This is a genomic window from Clostridium boliviensis (assembly GCF_033342255.1).
Lineage (GTDB): Bacteria > Bacillota > Clostridia > Lachnospirales > Lachnospiraceae > Lacrimispora > Lacrimispora boliviensis.
In genome coordinates, this window is the sequence record NZ_JAWONS010000326.1 from 43111 (window position 1) to 57715 (window position 14605).

Annotated in this window: 14 protein-coding genes; 4 read left to right on the forward strand and 10 right to left on the reverse strand. The window is 42.2% G+C overall.

The genetic code is table 11. The features are described from left to right. Positions 1-73 precede the first annotated feature (73 nt). Together RZO55_RS23640 and RZO55_RS23645 are read left to right on the forward strand one after the other, a co-directional pair. Complete coding sequence (locus RZO55_RS23640; protein ID WP_318066705.1) at positions 74-655, forward strand: TetR/AcrR family transcriptional regulator; 582 nt, start codon at positions 74-76, stop codon at positions 653-655. Between the two features lie 106 nt (positions 656-761). Continuing rightward, positions 762-1775, forward strand: coding sequence for a hypothetical protein (locus RZO55_RS23645; RefSeq protein WP_318066706.1), 1014 nt, complete (start codon positions 762-764; stop codon positions 1773-1775). 53 nt (positions 1776-1828) lie between these two features. Here the strand turns inward: RZO55_RS23645 and RZO55_RS23650 are convergent, their stop codons facing one another. From RZO55_RS23650 to RZO55_RS23670, 5 genes are read right to left on the reverse strand one after another with little or no spacing between them, the layout of a single operon-like run. Beyond that, positions 1829-3172, reverse strand: a complete 1344-nt coding sequence (locus RZO55_RS23650; protein WP_318066707.1) for a GH1 family beta-glucosidase — start codon at positions 3170-3172, stop codon at positions 1829-1831. 6 nt (positions 3173-3178) lie between these two features. Beyond that, positions 3179-4018, reverse strand: a complete 840-nt coding sequence (locus RZO55_RS23655; protein WP_318066708.1) for a carbohydrate ABC transporter permease — start codon at positions 4016-4018, stop codon at positions 3179-3181. Continuing rightward, positions 4018-4953, reverse strand: a complete 936-nt coding sequence (locus RZO55_RS23660) for a carbohydrate ABC transporter permease (protein ID WP_318066709.1) — start codon at positions 4951-4953, stop codon at positions 4018-4020. Before RZO55_RS23660 ends, RZO55_RS23655 begins: the two co-directional genes overlap by 1 nt. Positions 4954-5005: 52 nt before the next feature. Further along, positions 5006-6424 carry a carbohydrate ABC transporter substrate-binding protein gene (locus tag RZO55_RS23665; protein ID WP_318066710.1) on the reverse strand — a complete coding sequence of 473 codons (1419 nt, stop codon included), beginning with the start codon at positions 6422-6424 and terminating at the stop codon, positions 5006-5008. Positions 6425-6452: 28 nt separating this feature from the next. Continuing rightward, entirely contained in the window at positions 6453-7472 is a 1020-nt protein-coding gene (locus RZO55_RS23670) for a LacI family DNA-binding transcriptional regulator (RefSeq protein WP_318066711.1), read from the reverse strand. Between the two features lie 302 nt (positions 7473-7774). Between RZO55_RS23670 and RZO55_RS23675 the strand changes: the two genes are divergently transcribed. Continuing rightward, a complete protein-coding gene (locus RZO55_RS23675) occupies positions 7775-10210 on the forward strand; it encodes a glycoside hydrolase family 94 protein (RefSeq protein ID WP_318066712.1) in 2436 nt (811 codons plus the stop codon). Between the two features lie 48 nt (positions 10211-10258). On the opposite strand, the gene RZO55_RS23680 is transcribed toward RZO55_RS23675, so the two are convergent. Genes RZO55_RS23680 through RZO55_RS23700 form a run of 5 tightly spaced genes read right to left on the reverse strand, consistent with a single transcriptional unit; the run spans position 10259 to position 12697 of the window. Further along, positions 10259-10567, reverse strand: a complete 309-nt coding sequence (locus tag RZO55_RS23680; RefSeq protein WP_318066713.1) for a carboxymuconolactone decarboxylase family protein — start codon at positions 10565-10567, stop codon at positions 10259-10261. Continuing rightward, positions 10554-10841 (reverse strand): zinc ribbon domain-containing protein, encoded by a 288-nt coding sequence (locus tag RZO55_RS23685; RefSeq protein ID WP_318066714.1) that lies wholly within the window; start codon positions 10839-10841, stop codon positions 10554-10556. The genes RZO55_RS23680 and RZO55_RS23685 overlap by 14 nt, the downstream gene beginning before the upstream one ends. Positions 10842-10856: 15 nt before the next feature. After that, entirely contained in the window at positions 10857-11438 is a 582-nt protein-coding gene (locus RZO55_RS23690) for a TetR/AcrR family transcriptional regulator (RefSeq protein WP_318066715.1), read from the reverse strand. Between the two features lie 58 nt (positions 11439-11496). Then, complete coding sequence (locus RZO55_RS23695; RefSeq protein WP_318066716.1) at positions 11497-12156, reverse strand: class I SAM-dependent methyltransferase; 660 nt, start codon at positions 12154-12156, stop codon at positions 11497-11499. Further along, entirely contained in the window at positions 12134-12697 is a 564-nt protein-coding gene (locus tag RZO55_RS23700; RefSeq protein ID WP_318066717.1) for a PadR family transcriptional regulator, read from the reverse strand. Before RZO55_RS23700 ends, RZO55_RS23695 begins: the two co-directional genes overlap by 23 nt. Positions 12698-12904: 207 nt before the next feature. On the opposite strand from RZO55_RS23700, the gene RZO55_RS23705 reads away from it, so the two are divergent. After that, a complete protein-coding gene (locus RZO55_RS23705; protein ID WP_318066718.1) occupies positions 12905-14581 on the forward strand; it encodes a S8 family peptidase in 1677 nt (558 codons plus the stop codon). The last annotated feature ends 24 nt before the right edge of the window (positions 14582-14605 follow it).

Genomic DNA, 14605 nt, shown 5'->3' on the forward strand with positions numbered 1-14605 from the left:
TTATACTCAACACATTGGAAGAAATTGTCAATCAAAAAAAGAGCATGCGCCAGTGCGCAAAGGGAGGAGCTGTATGGATATGCAAAAGCAGGATCGACGCATCCGGAAAACGCAGAAACTGTTAAAGGAAAGTCTTCTTGAACTAATGGAAAAAAAAGATTTTAAAAATATTTCAGTAAAGGACATCACTGAACTGGCTGATTTAAACCGCGGAACCTTTTATCTTCATTATGCAGATACCTACAGCCTGTTACAGGAGATGGAATCCGAAGTACTAAGGGATTTTCAAAATATGGTTAATGATTATCGGGAAGCATTTATTAAGGCTTCTCTCATGCCCATTCTCATCCCCATCATTCAGTATATTGAAGAGAATAAAAAGATATGTAAGATCCTGTTTGAAAACAGCTCTTCCAATGACTTTGTTAACCGCTTCCATACTCTGATTTTAAAAAACGGTACTGCCATTATCAAGGAGCAGTACCCCAATGCCAGGGATGTCACGCTGAACTATTTTCTGGAATTTATCACATACGGACTTACGGGAGTATTGAAACAATGGCTGAATACGGATATGCCGGAACCCAAAGAAGAAGTTGCGGAATTTGTTGATAAGGTGATCATGGGAACCGCAAAAAACCTGTTGATTAACTAGCCGAATGATAAATATAAGACAATCCTTATGTTTCAATCCTCTTTATCCGATATATGAATAGTAATGTTTTGTAACTGCAATACCAAATTACATAAGGATGACCATTATGCCTACAAAGAAAACAAACATAAAAAAAACAAAAACGAAACAAAAACCCCAGAAGGCTGTAAAGGGGAAAGCGAAAAAGCCGAAAGAAACCAGGAAAAAGAATTTACTGCCGAAGAACAAAAGAGTACTTGTATTACTGGTTGCAGCTCTTTTTATTATTATTATCGGAGCAGCACAGGCGGTTATTTTAATATCCATGAGACACAAGGCTCCCGCAAAGGAGAAGGTGCCAAAAGCTCCAGAATACTATTTTTCAAAGAACGAAGATATCTCCTCTTTCACTGCCATCGTGGGCAAACGTACCTTTGAAAAACAGGAGCCTGTTTCGGAAAGTGCAGCTAAATCTGCTGCAGATGCGAAAAGCAGTACAACTGCACAAGGCGAATCAACTGCACCCGTCGAACCTGAAGATACGTATAAATACGTAAATTTAGATAACGCCTCTGAAGATTTAAAAAGCTATAAGGATTACCTGGAGACGAAAAAAAGCTTTATTGATGTAACAGCCGAAAGCACAGCAGCTGCAAGTACAGAAGGCGAAACCAAAAGCGAAAATGCTGAGTTCTACCAGCTTTCCGGACCATCAAACGATTCAAAGTCCTATCTTTCCATTACACTGGAATCATCAGGCGACAGTGTGACTGTCACGGCAGGCAAAGGTAGTGAATCATGGAATGATTATTTCAAAAATCAGTGGGATCAGCAAAAACAGGTGATCTCAGACATACAAAAGCAGCCGAAACCGGAAACCACCATTGAGCAGGCTGAGAATACTGTCCGTTCCCAGAGCCAGGAAAAGCTGAAGCTTTCAGAGAGTACAGATTCCTACCAATTCATTGCCTCTCCCGGAATATCCAAGATAGATGGAAAAGACTACTACACGGTACGGACTTACAAACGGCTTCCAGACAGTACGCTGACCTATATCGCCACTTATTTATGTGATTGCAGTGACAACAGCGTCGGCTTCCAGTATGATGAAGTAAGCGGAAAAGCCACCCCTCTGGGGTAAGAAAAAGCAGTTCAGATCACAAATAACCGGATCTGAACTGCTTTTTTTCTATATCATTCTGATTTTATTACATTCTGATACCAGTAAAAACTGTCTTTTGGTATCCTTCTCTGGGTTTCATAATCTACATATACAATACCAAATCGGTCGTCGTAGCCCTTATCCCATTCAAAGTTATCCAAAAAACTCCATATGAAGTACCCTTCCACCTCTGCCCCGTCTGATACTGCGCGCTTCAGTTCAGACAGATGCCGTGCCAGGTAATCAATTCTGCATGGATCATACACTTGCCCGTCTAAGGATATGACATCAAGGGCAGACATGCCATTTTCAGTAATATACAAAGGCAGGTGGTAAGTATCATAGAAATTTTTCACCGCCCAGTACATGGCTTTTGGAGTAATGGGCCAGCCAATTCCAGTCTTCCCATGTCCCACCGGAAGCTTACCAATAACCAGCTCACCGGTATCTGAAAAGCTTACGGAAGTTCCCTGATAGATATTCATCCCGCAAAAATCAAGGGGCTGGCCAATCAGCAGCCGCTCCTTATCCGTCAGTTCCGGTAGATCCGTGCCAAAGAGATCCCGACACTTCTCATGAAATCTGCCCTTTAAAAACAGCTCATTCCAGAACGCAGAAGAACGAATCCAGTCATCGGATCCAAAGGAATTTTGCAGTTCCTTTGCCTTCGCTGCCAGTATTTTAGTTTCTTCCACCGGCCAGTACGCATTGCCGCAGGTAGGTGCATATCCTACCCGGCAGTCCGGTACCAGTTCCCGCAATTTCATTACAGACATTCCATGAGCCAGTGCAATATTGCGGCACATGGCAAGAATTCTGCCTGCCGGATATTTGATTCCTGGAGCATGAGTACATGTATCATATCCCAGCCAGGTAAATATCTGGGGCTCATTAAAAGTGATATAATACTTTACCCTGTCCCCAAATGCATTTGCCACAATTTCTGTATACGATGCAAACCACTCAGGACTGCTGGGATTTAACCAGCCGCCCTGCATCTCCAGCTCATTGGGAAAGTCCCAATGAAACAAGGTTACATATGGGGTAATGTGATGCCGGAGCAGTTCATCCACCAGATCGGAATAGAACTGAAGCCCCTTTTCATTCACCTCTCCTGTTCCATGTGGCATAACTCTCGGCCAGGAGACAGAAAACCGGTAAGCACCTACGCCAAGCTCTGCAAGCAGAGCAACATCCTCTTTCATCCGATGATAATGATCGCAAGCCACTTCACCTGTATGGTCCTCATATATCCTGCCACTCTCTTTTGTAAAAACATCCCATACAGACAGACCTTTTCCATCCTCATAGGCCGCCCCTTCTATTTGGTAGGAAGAGGTAGCCGTTCCCCATATAAAATCTTTTTTCCAGTCCATTCTGATTTATCCTTTCACACTTCCTGCCGTCACTCCGCCAATAATAAATCTTGACAGACATAGATAAATAATTGCTACCGGAACTATGGCAATTGTGATCAGCATATAAACCTGACCCATATCAAATTTCAAAAAATCCGCGCTCCGCAGCTGGGCAATTAAGATTGGAAGTGTTTTCTTTGCATTGGATTTTAAAACAAGGGAGGGAACAAAATAATTGTTCCAGGAAGCTACAAATGCAAAGATACCCTGCACAGCCAAAGCCGGCTTTACAATAGGAATTACAATGAAATTAAAAGTATAAAATTCATTCGATCCATCAATTCTGGCTGACTCCACAATCTCCAGGGGCAGATTGCTCTCAAAATAGGAAACCATAAAATAGAAAACAACAGGAGCTGCCATGGAAGGAAGAATCAGAGGAATAAAGCTGTCCATCAGTCCCATCTTACCAATCAGACTTAAAAAACCAAGGGTTGTAACCTGTGTCGGGATCATCATAATCAGTATGATAAAAAGATAAACCGCATTTCTGAACTTAAAGTCATAGGCATGAATTGCGTATGCTGTAAGTGCAGATACATATACTGACAAAGCAGTAGAACCAATGGCGATAAACAGGCTGTTTAATATGCCATGGACAACAGGCAGATTTTCGTTGTGAAGTACATTATATAAGTTAGGACCAAATGATTTGCCTGGCAGAAACGAGAATCCCTTTGAAATCTCCGGATGGGATCTGGTCGCATTAATGATCAGGCAATAAAAGAAGAAAAGGCATAAAAAGGATAATAATGACAATACAATATAAACAATTGCCTTTTTAAGATTCATCGCTTTTCCCATTATCTTGATCCTCCTTTCTTTTTGCCAGCACCCGTAAGAATAAAAAATACCACAATGCTAAGTGCTGCCGTGATAATAAACAGGATTACAGATAATGCTCCTGCCATACCATAGTTTTTGCTGTATAAATGATTATTCAAAAACATGATCAGCGTCATGCTTGCCCTGTCCGGTGTTCCCTTTCCATTGGTAAGCACCTGAGGAACATCAAACATCTGTAATCCGCCGATGAGTGAAGTGATGAGTACATAAATAAAAATAGGTTTAATGGTTGGCATTGTAATCTTCGTAAAAATCTGAAGAGACTTGGCACCATCAATAGCCGCAGCTTCAAATAAAGCAGAATCGACACCCAGAATAGCGGCCATGAGTAAAATAGTGGTATTACCAAACCACATCATAAAGTTCATAAGACCAACCAGTCCCCTGGTTCCCCATACAGTTGTTAGAAAACGGATTGGACTGTCAGCCAGCCCCATTCTTATAATAAGATTGTTCATTGGACCGTCATCTGAAAACAGGGCAAAAAACAGCATGGCAAAAGATGCTGCCATAATCACATTAGGAAGGTAAATAATCGTTTTAAAGAATGTACTTCCCCTCAGTCTCATTCGAAAATCAGCAAACCAGACCGCCAGAATCAGGGAAATAATAATCTGGGGAATAAAGCCGATAATCCAGAGAATCATGGTATTGCCTAAGTATTTCAGGAGATCACTCTGAAAAATGGCGATATAATTATCAAATCCAACGAAATTAGGACCGATCTGGGTTAAACCTGAACGGTAATTTTCAAACATACTGTTATAAAAGGTAGATATAAGAGGGATAAATGAAAATACCAAATATGTAACAAAAAAAGGTATCAAAAAAATATATCCCCATTTTGAATAGCTGATTTTTTTTCTGGCTTTTGCCTTTTTTTCTCTTACCATGATGAAGCCTCCTGTTTTCATACAGGGCGGGAAAATCCCGCCCTGTATTTTACTACTGGTTTACTTCTAATTCCGGATATTTCTCTTGCAGAGAAGTGTAGAAATTCTTAAGTGCTGTATCTTTATCAACTGTACCGTTAAAATAATCATGCATTGCATTCTGGAAGCTTTCATTCAGACCCTGATCGTAAGGAGAAATCTTGCTCATATCAATCTTTTCTGCAGCATCGCAGTACATCTGAAGAGGATTCTGTCCGCCAAGGAATGCTGATTTATAATCACTTTTTGCAAGTTCTTCCATAACAGTCTTGTTATTTACGAAGTCATTCTTCTCTTCTACAATTTTCTTCATGGTTGCATCGTCACAGCAGATCGTTTTCATAATGTCTGCCACGATATCAGCATTGTCGGTTCCATTTGCTGCACACAGCCAGGTACCGCCCCAGTTGTAGGATTCTGGTCCGATGGTTGCTGCCCAGTCACCGTAAGTGCCGTTTCCTGGTTCCTGTTTTCCGCCGTCAGCTTCTGCTTTTGCAAGAGAGTTTCCCGCAAGAACGAAGTCTACGCCCCATGCAGGCATGAAATAACCGAATACTTTTCCTTCATCCCCCTGTCCGGCTGCCCATTCAGCTGCCCAGAGAGTAGTCTTCTCATTGTAGCCATTGTCAGTATATTTCTTGGTCTGCTCTACCCACTTATTCAGATTAGGATCAATCACTACTTTCTTTCCATCTACCCATGGAGCAGTTACATTATTGGAGAATGTACGATAAGAATCATCATAACCGGAAAGCATGTAGTAACCTTTATCTTTCATCTTTGCTGCAGTTTTATCAAAGGAATCCCAATCATTGATTGCCTTTTGAACTTCTGCCGGATCATCTGTCCCCAATACATCCTTTGCAATGGAACGGCGATAGATATAAAGTCCGGGACAGCCCTGCCAGGAAATACCCTTTTGTGCCCCATTTGTATCCTGTGCAATTACTTTGGTGTAATCATACTGCTTTGACATATCCTGATCTGTAATACCAATATCCTTTAAATCAAGTGTGTAATCGGAATTTACATATTTCAGAATATAATCTGCTTCAACCAGGAACATGTCGACTTTATCATCAGCCTTGGCATCATTCTGGTTTAACAGCGCCTCATCAAGAGCATTCTGGTAAGCGTTATTTTCGCTTGGTGTTGTGACAAAATTAACCTTATAGCCGGCCGGAAGCTTGGAAGCATAATAATCATCATATCTTGCCTTAAATTCATCATTCCAGCAATAGATATTGATGACCTTCCCCTCTTCACTGCCCGCATCCTTGGCTGCTTGCGTTGTTGCTTCTGCTTCTTTTGCAGTTGTCGTATCTGCTGCTTTGCTTGTGCTTTCGCCTGGCGCACTCTTTGAGGAGCAGCCGGCAACCAATGAAGCCGCCATCACCGCGCATAATAATCCGCTTACAAATTTCTTCTTCATATTTCCCTCTCCTTTTCTGATATTGCTATCATGAAATATTAGCATTACCAACCGATTCGCCTGTAATCAGTTCGCCTTCCACAATGATCTGTTCTGTGAAAGTCGTCTTGGGCTTTTCGATTGTGCTTATCAATTTTTTAGCGGCCTGCATACCAATTTCTGCTGTATTCTGACGAATGGTAGTAAGCCTTGGGTTCAATATCTGTGATAACTTGCTGCCGTCATAACCGGCAATGGAGATATCATCCGGAACCCTTAAATTTCTCATCCGGATTTCATTCAGACCACCAATTAATGCTGTATCATCCGGATATATAATACAGGTTGGCGGGTCCTTTTGGTCTAACAGTTCACTGGTACATGTCATAGCCTGACTGACATCCAGATAATCTGCTTCCAGCACATATTCATCAGGTACCGAAAGCTCTTTACTTTCCAGAAAGCGATAAAAACTGGTGAGTCTCGCCTTTGTTACGGTGCTGTTCGCCTGCCCGTGTATATAGGCAATTTTTCTATGCCCCTTTTCATAAACATATTCCATCAGGCTCTGGATACCCTTTACGTTATCGGATAATACAGAAGAGCAATTTTCATTGATATGGTCGATGGTTACAACAGGTATATCCCCATTTAAAAGATCGATCACTTCAGGGTTATCAAATTGTACACAGGCAATCACCACTCCATCAACATTCCGATATTTGCAGTGATCATAATAGGAAACTTTCTTTTTCCCGATCTGCCCGTTAATAAATGTTATATCGTATCCCTGCTTTTCCGCTTCAACCTTAAACCCTTCCAGAACCGCGGCAAAGTATTCATGGGTCAGGCCGCTGTTTGCCTCATCGACAAATAGAACCCCTATGTTGTAGCTTCTATTCGTTTTTAAGGATCTTGCTGCAGCATTGGGATAATATCCCAGCTTCTCCGCTGCCTGCTTAACCCTCAGTTTAGTGCTCTCCCCGATGTCATTCTGATCATTAAGCGCCTTACTCACTGTGGCAACGGATACCCCGCAGTGCTGTGCCAGTTCTTTCATAGAAATCATATGTCTCATCCTTTTAACTTAATCGTTTTCGTATTTTCACTATACCCCCTTCTCAATCAAAAATCAACAATAATTTTCTTTTTTGTCTAGTTTATATAGTTTTAGTTTTATGTTTTTGTGCATATTTACATGTTTTATTTATGGATCTGTTTTTATTTTTTATTATTTCAAAATTTACTCTTGTATTTTTTCTCAACCCGCGCTATTATGACCGTATAACTCCCTATTAACTTTCTTAATCGTTTTCGAAAAATGTCGTTTTTAGGGATTTGGGTCATCCAACAGGAAGGAGTTATTCAACTATGAAATATGGATATTTTAATGACCAGGACAAAGAATATGTAATTACTGCCCCAGATACTCCTCTGCCATGGATCAATTATCTGGGCAGCGAAAATTTCTTTTCGCTGGTTTCCAACACCGGAGGGGGGTACAGCTTTTACAAAGATGCCAAGATGCTCCGGCTGACAAGGTACCGTTATAATAATGTTCCTCTGGACAGCAACGGACACTACTACTATATTAATGAAAACGGGACCGTATGGAATCCGGGCTGGCAGCCTGCTAAGACTCCGTTAGATTTTTATGAATGCCGTCATGGACTTGGAGTGACCCGTTACACAGGAAAGAAAAATGCTTTATGCGCAAAGGTAACAGCCTTTGTACCGTTAGGAGATTCCTGCGAGATCAATATGGTAACGTTAAAGAATGAAAGCAGCGAACCCAAAGATTTCACGTTGTATTCCTACGTGGAATTCTGTCTCTGGAATGCTATGGATGATATGACCAACTATCAGCGGAATTTCAATACCGGTGAAGTTGAAGTTGAAGGTTCCGTAATCTATCATAAAACGGAATACAGGGAAAGAAGAAATCACTATGCCTATTATTCCGTCAACGCAGACATTCAGGGCTTTGATACAGACCGGAATACGTTTGTAGGCGTATACGGCTCCAATCAGAAACCAGCTATGGTAGAAAAGAATTCTTCCGGTAATTCCATGGCAAGCGGCTGGTCACCCATCGGCTCTCACAGGATCACGCTTCATTTAGAACCTGGTGAGGAAAAAACCTTTGTCTTTATTCTTGGATATGCAGAGAACGCTCTGGAATCAAAATGGAGTGCTCCTAATGTCATTAACAAGGCACCCTCTAATGCTGTGCTGGAAAAATACAGTACTGCTTCGGATATCGAAGCTGCTCTTGAAAAGCTGAAACAATACTGGACCGATCTCCTTTCCACCTACAGTGTTTCCCTGGAAGAAGAGAAAACAGCACGTATGGTGAATATCTGGAACCAATATCAGTGTATGGTAACCTTTAATATGTCCCGTTCCGCATCCTATTACGAGTCAGGAACAGGACGGGGTATGGGATTCCGCGATTCCTGCCAGGATTTACTTGGTTTTGTCCACATGATACCGGAACGGGCAAGAGAGCGGATCATTGATATTGCTTCCACCCAGTTTGAAGACGGAAGTGCCTATCACCAATATCAGCCTCTTACCAAAAGAGGTAATATGGACATCGGAAGCGGTTTCAATGATGATCCCCTCTGGCTGATTGCTGGAGTGAGTGCATACATACGGGAAACCGGTGACTGGGATATCTTAGAAGAAAATGTTCCGTTTGATAACGATTCCAGCAAAAGCCAGACCTTAATGGAACATCTAAGGCGCTCATTTGGATTTACAAAATCCCATCTGGGTCCTCATGGTCTGCCTCTTATCGGACGCGCAGACTGGAATGACTGTCTTAATTTAAACTGTTTTTCCATGGAGCCAGGGGAATCCTTTCAGACGACAGGTCCATCCGAAGGACCAGTTGCAGAATCTCTGATGATCGCTGGAATGTATGTGAAATACGGAAAAGAATACGCCCAAATCTGCCGTTTGACCGGACTGGAAAAAGAAGCCGCTGAAGCGGAAGACTCTGTAGAAGCGGTTTATCAGGCTGTTCTTAAATCTGGCTGGGACGGCGAATGGTTCCTCCGGGCTTATGACGCTTTCGGCAATAAAGTAGGATCAAAAGAATGCAAGGAAGGTCAGATTTTTATTGAGCCACAGGGCTTTTGTGTTATGGGCGGTATTGGAATTGAAGAAGGTCTTGCCGAAAAAGCGCTGGATAGTGTAAAGGAAAAACTTGATACCACCTATGGAATCGTTCTTCTCCAGCCTGCATACCAGACTTACCATAAGGAGTTAGGTGAAATCTCTTCCTATCCGCCTGGCTATAAAGAAAATGCAGGTATCTTCTGTCACAATAATCCATGGATCTCTATAGCAGAAACCATGATCGGCAGAGGCAATCGTGCATTTGAAGTATACCGGAAAACGGCTCCTGCTTATACAGAGGAAATCAGCGAGATCCACAAAACGGAACCTTACTGCTACTCCCAGATGATTGCCGGTAAAGATGCTGTCAACTTCGGAGAAGCAAAGAACAGCTGGCTGACTGGTACTGCAGCCTGGACCTTTGTCTGTATCTCCCAGCACATTCTTGGAATACGTCCCGGCTTTCATGGATTAATTGTAAATCCATGTCTTCCGGACTCAATCGGAGAATTTTCTGCAATCCGTAAGTTTAGAGGGGCCACCTATCACATTCACGTTGTGAGAAACGGTGAATCCGGAAATAAAATATCCTCATTCCTGGTAGATGGAGCTGCCACTCAGGGTTGTGAGATCCCATTCCATGAAGGCAAAAAAGAATATCAGGTCAATGTAACACTGGAATAATAAACAGGGGTAAAGCTGAGATAACGGCTTTGCCCCTGTTTATTCGTTCTATTCGTTGTCATACGCTTCCAATGCAATGGGCAATGACTGTATCACCACATTTCCCGCAGCCGGCAGTCCAACCAGAATACTGCTGATAATCTCCTCGCGTGTGGCTCCATGGGATTTTGCCATCTGGACATGAAAAGGCAGACCACTCTCCAGCCGCATAACTGCCATAACTGCAATATACGCAAGTTCTTCTGTCTTTTTGTCAAGCCCGCTTGCTGTATCCAGCTTCTGAACCATCTCCATCCATGCCCCCTGAACCTCAGGGGCCTCCTTTGCAAATACCGAAAATGCTTTACTTACCTTCATGCGGATCCACTCCTTCCTTCTGCTCTCCTGTAATCTGGCGATCTTTCCAGGCAGGCAGCTTACTCATGCTGCTCACTGCAATTTTTTCTGCAGCTGTCTTGTCAAATCCCTGACTCTCCATAATAAATTTGGTCATGCCGGCTTTTGCCTCTTCAAATGATCTCATGGATCCGTCCGGTCTGGCACAATAAACACAATAATCTTTCTGTTCATCTCCATCTGGAAAATCAGATTTCTTTTCCATTGGCATACCGCAGGCGATACATACCTTCATGGTAATTTCCTCCTGTTATTTTGTAATAAGACTTAAAAATGTATGTTTCAATTCTCCGGAATAGCGGGCTAAAACCGGTTCGTCCGGAGAAAAGAATTCCTTGTTACACAAGTAATAATGGATCAATCCAAGCCATGTATTAAAAAGCATATGAACCGGGATCTCTTTCACAGCGCCATTCTTCATCTCCCGCGTCATCATCCGGTTGAAATGATGGGCGGCAGCCGCTTGATTATCTGCATATACATACTGTACCTCTTCCGGCAAAAGGCTTCTCTCAGTAATAAGACGCAGATAAAAATCCTCATGATCAATAAGAATTTTTAAATGAGCATCCAGGAAATCACTGATGCTTTTACTGGATTCTTCCATTTCATGAAATTCTGCAGCAATACTGATCTGGAATTCTCCGATCATACATTCCAACAGCTCATTTAATGACTGGAAATGAGCGAACACAGTTCCATGGGAAACACCTGCCTCTCTGGCAATTTTTGCTGTTGAGGCAGAGAATCCTTCTCTTGCATATATCCTATATGCGGTATCCATAATTTTCTGCCTGGTACTTTCTTTTTGTATCTGTCTTTTTGATTTCATTTTATTGACCACCTACTCATTGAGTATATACTCAATATATATTAATCTATCTGCTTTGTCAATATTTTTTTATTTCCCCTGTAATACTTAATCCCATAAAATCTTCTTTTACCATACCATCACAAAGTCTGCTGTTCCTTAAAAGTTCCTGCATCTCTCCCTTCGTATAAGCCGCATGCAAAGAGGAAAGGAATCCAGGTCTGATTTCTTTTGGTTTTGTACTGAGATATATCATCGATTGCTTAAAAAAGCCAATATCTCTTCTCATATCCGTAATGCAATACCTTCCTCCCGGACGAAGAACCCGGTAAATCTCATTAAAAACCAGAACCGGACTTTCCCATTCGTGGAGAGATCCATTTGATATCACACAATCAAATGCATTGTCTGAGAAAGGCATATTCATACCATTTCCCTCTACATAACAGGCTTCAATCCCATATTCCCGGGCATTTTTCTCTGCAATTTGAATCATGGCCGGGCTGATCTCGCAACCGGTAAATGAGTTAAGCTTCACTCTTTTAGCCAGTTCCAAACCCACATATCCTGGCCCGGGGCCAATCTCCAGAATATCCCCTCCGTAAATTCCAGAGGCAATCATCTCAGCCACCCCGTTCCAGCCTTTATCCCTCATTCCCTTTGCAAATTCATCAAATATCTCTGCTGTCAATTCACTTTGAATCCCCTCATTTGTTTCAATAACTCTCGCTGCTGTCATAGCCTGCTCCTTTCTTTCTGATCACTCTTAGTGATTCTTCCGCCCAGTTTAATTCGGTTCTGTAATGCATCACATGATGATTAAATATGATATCAGCATAAGCTCTCATATTCTCAGGCACAATCTGATGAATCTCTGTCTGGTGATCTTCAATTTTTTTAAGAATTGTTTCCAGCCTGGTGATATGAAGAGTCAGACTCTGTATAAAATCTGCCGGACTCAGATATTCGGAAAAATAGAACGCAGCATCCGCATCAAAAACAGGACGATAATGCATATCTAAAGTCTGCTTTAACAACTCTTTAAATTTTTCTGCACCGGTCTCTCCCAAATAATACACAGTTTTTTCAGGTCTGGCGCTTTGCCGGTCTCTGATTGCTGTCAGAATGCCGGAGGCTTCCATCTTCTCTAAGTGATAATATACAGTTGGAAGCTTTATTTTAGTAAAATCCTCCAGCTGTTGTTCCATGATTTTTTTAATCTGATAGCCGTGCTGCGGTCCAAACCGCAGTAAAATTCCAAGTATATACAATGGTATCATATTCATCCGCTCCTTTTTAGTCAGTACTGAGTAATATCATAGGTTCATTATACTCAGTACTGACTATTTGTCAAGATCATTTTCTTCACTAAAACGTTTCTGCAATCAAATATTTTTGTTTTTTTCCTGATTCCACTATTTGTCAGGTATTTGCCCGCTTTACCAGCATAAAATGGTTATATACTGTGTATAAAAGGCAGGCCTGTCATGAAGAAAATACTGGATAATGATTATTATGACTTTATTATCAGCAATTCACTGATCCCTCCTTGCAACATCTTAGAAAACATTACAAAATTAAATGGAGAATATTCACTGATCCATTTGGGGAAACAAAATAAGCAGGCCTGCGATTTAGGTCTGCACCCATACGAAGATTTTCCCGCTGTTTTTACTTTGACTTCTACCATATGTACAGATAATCCAGGTCATCTCTCCCCTGACGAACTGCCTGTTTTTAATTATATGGGGCTGGGAGTTGTGATTGGTTTAATAGATACGGGCATCGACTATAGCCACCCTGTTTTTCAGAATCATGATCGTTCTACACGTATACTCTCGATCTGGGACCAGACTGACCAGACCGGAAAACCTCCGGAAGGGTTTGAATTTGGCTCCGAATATACAAAGAATCATATTAATACTGCTTTACAATCTCCTCTTCCCATGAATATTGTACCCGAGTCAGATACCAATGGCCACGGCACTGCCATTGCCAGTATAATAGCAGGAGGCCGGGATGAGAAACATTCATTTACAGGCATTGTTCCTCAGAGCAAATTAGCTGTTGTAAAGCTGAAAGAAGCAAAAAATAATTTAAAGCAGATATACTTTATTCCAGAACACGCTCTTTGCTACCAGGAGTCTGATATTATGCTTGGAATCCGTTATCTCCTGGGCGTTGCAGAACAGTTAAACCGTCCCCTGATTATCTGTATCTGCTTAGGCAGCAGTCAGGGAGGACATGATGGGTGCGGACCCTTAAATTCCTATCTGGACCAGATCGTCAGGCGGCCCCGCGTCGGCGTTGTAACAGCTGCAGGGAATGAGGCAGAAAAAAAGAGACATTACTATGCCTATTCCTATACCCCTCCCTTTGGCAATGAGTTTGATCTGAGAATCGGAAATGATGACCGTATGTTCTCCATGGAAATCTGGCCATTTCCTGCAGGCCGGATTACAATTGAGCTTTATTCCCCTGACTGTGAAATTGTAAGCAGCCCCTTTACCTCCATAAATACCTGCCAGAAATTCAGCCTGGCCTGCGGGCAGAGCACAATCTGGATTAATAACATCTTTCTGGAAGGCTCCACTGGCGACCAGGTGATCCTGGTGCGTTTTGACAATCCCTGTCCTGGGATCTGGCACTGTCAGGTTAAAAGCGAGGGAAATGAACCTTTCTCCTATCATTGCTGGCTCCCATCCGGAAACCTTATTTCTCCGAATACTTACTTTTATCAATCTGACCCTAACACAACAATTGCTTCACCGGGAGATGCACGTGTACCCCTAACCATTGCTGCATATAACCAATTGAATAACCAGATTCTTGGGGAATCGGGAAGAGGCTTTACCCGCTTTGGTGAAATTATCCCGGATGTGGCAGCTCCCGGGTATAAAATCCCCTGTGCTCTCCCTGATAATCGATTCGGCACATTTACAGGTACCGGAGCGGCTGCCGCTCATGCTGCCGGCGTGGCTGCAATGATCATGGAATGGGGGTTTATAAGAGGAAACCATACCTCTATAACAGGAGTCAAGGCAAACCGTATGATAATTCGATGGGCTAACCGGGATAACGCTTACTTTTATCCCAATAATATATGGGGATATGGTTCGATTGATATGTACCATCTTTTTAAACAAATAGAAGCTTTCACCTGAGAATTAAAACAGGCCTGCGAATCC

Coding starts and splice junctions, on each gene's coding strand:
- RZO55_RS23640 (WP_318066705.1), top strand. CDS start 74: ATGGATATGCAAAAGCAGGATCGACGCATCCGGAAAACGCAGAAACTG.
- RZO55_RS23645 (WP_318066706.1), top strand. CDS start 762: ATGCCTACAAAGAAAACAAACATAAAAAAAACAAAAACGAAACAAAAA.
- RZO55_RS23650 (WP_318066707.1), bottom strand. CDS start 3,172: ATGGACTGGAAAAAAGATTTTATATGGGGAACGGCTACCTCTTCCTAC.
- RZO55_RS23655 (WP_318066708.1), bottom strand. CDS start 4,018: ATGGGAAAAGCGATGAATCTTAAAAAGGCAATTGTTTATATTGTATTG.
- RZO55_RS23660 (WP_318066709.1), bottom strand. CDS start 4,953: ATGGTAAGAGAAAAAAAGGCAAAAGCCAGAAAAAAAATCAGCTATTCA.
- RZO55_RS23665 (WP_318066710.1), bottom strand. CDS start 6,424: ATGAAGAAGAAATTTGTAAGCGGATTATTATGCGCGGTGATGGCGGCT.
- RZO55_RS23670 (WP_318066711.1), bottom strand. CDS start 7,472: ATGATTTCTATGAAAGAACTGGCACAGCACTGCGGGGTATCCGTTGCC.
- RZO55_RS23675 (WP_318066712.1), top strand. CDS start 7,775: ATGAAATATGGATATTTTAATGACCAGGACAAAGAATATGTAATTACT.
- RZO55_RS23680 (WP_318066713.1), bottom strand. CDS start 10,567: ATGAAGGTAAGTAAAGCATTTTCGGTATTTGCAAAGGAGGCCCCTGAG.
- RZO55_RS23685 (WP_318066714.1), bottom strand. CDS start 10,841: ATGAAGGTATGTATCGCCTGCGGTATGCCAATGGAAAAGAAATCTGAT.
- RZO55_RS23690 (WP_318066715.1), bottom strand. CDS start 11,438: ATGAAATCAAAAAGACAGATACAAAAAGAAAGTACCAGGCAGAAAATT.
- RZO55_RS23695 (WP_318066716.1), bottom strand. CDS start 12,156: ATGACAGCAGCGAGAGTTATTGAAACAAATGAGGGGATTCAAAGTGAA.
- RZO55_RS23700 (WP_318066717.1), bottom strand. CDS start 12,697: ATGATACCATTGTATATACTTGGAATTTTACTGCGGTTTGGACCGCAG.
- RZO55_RS23705 (WP_318066718.1), top strand. CDS start 12,905: ATGAAGAAAATACTGGATAATGATTATTATGACTTTATTATCAGCAAT.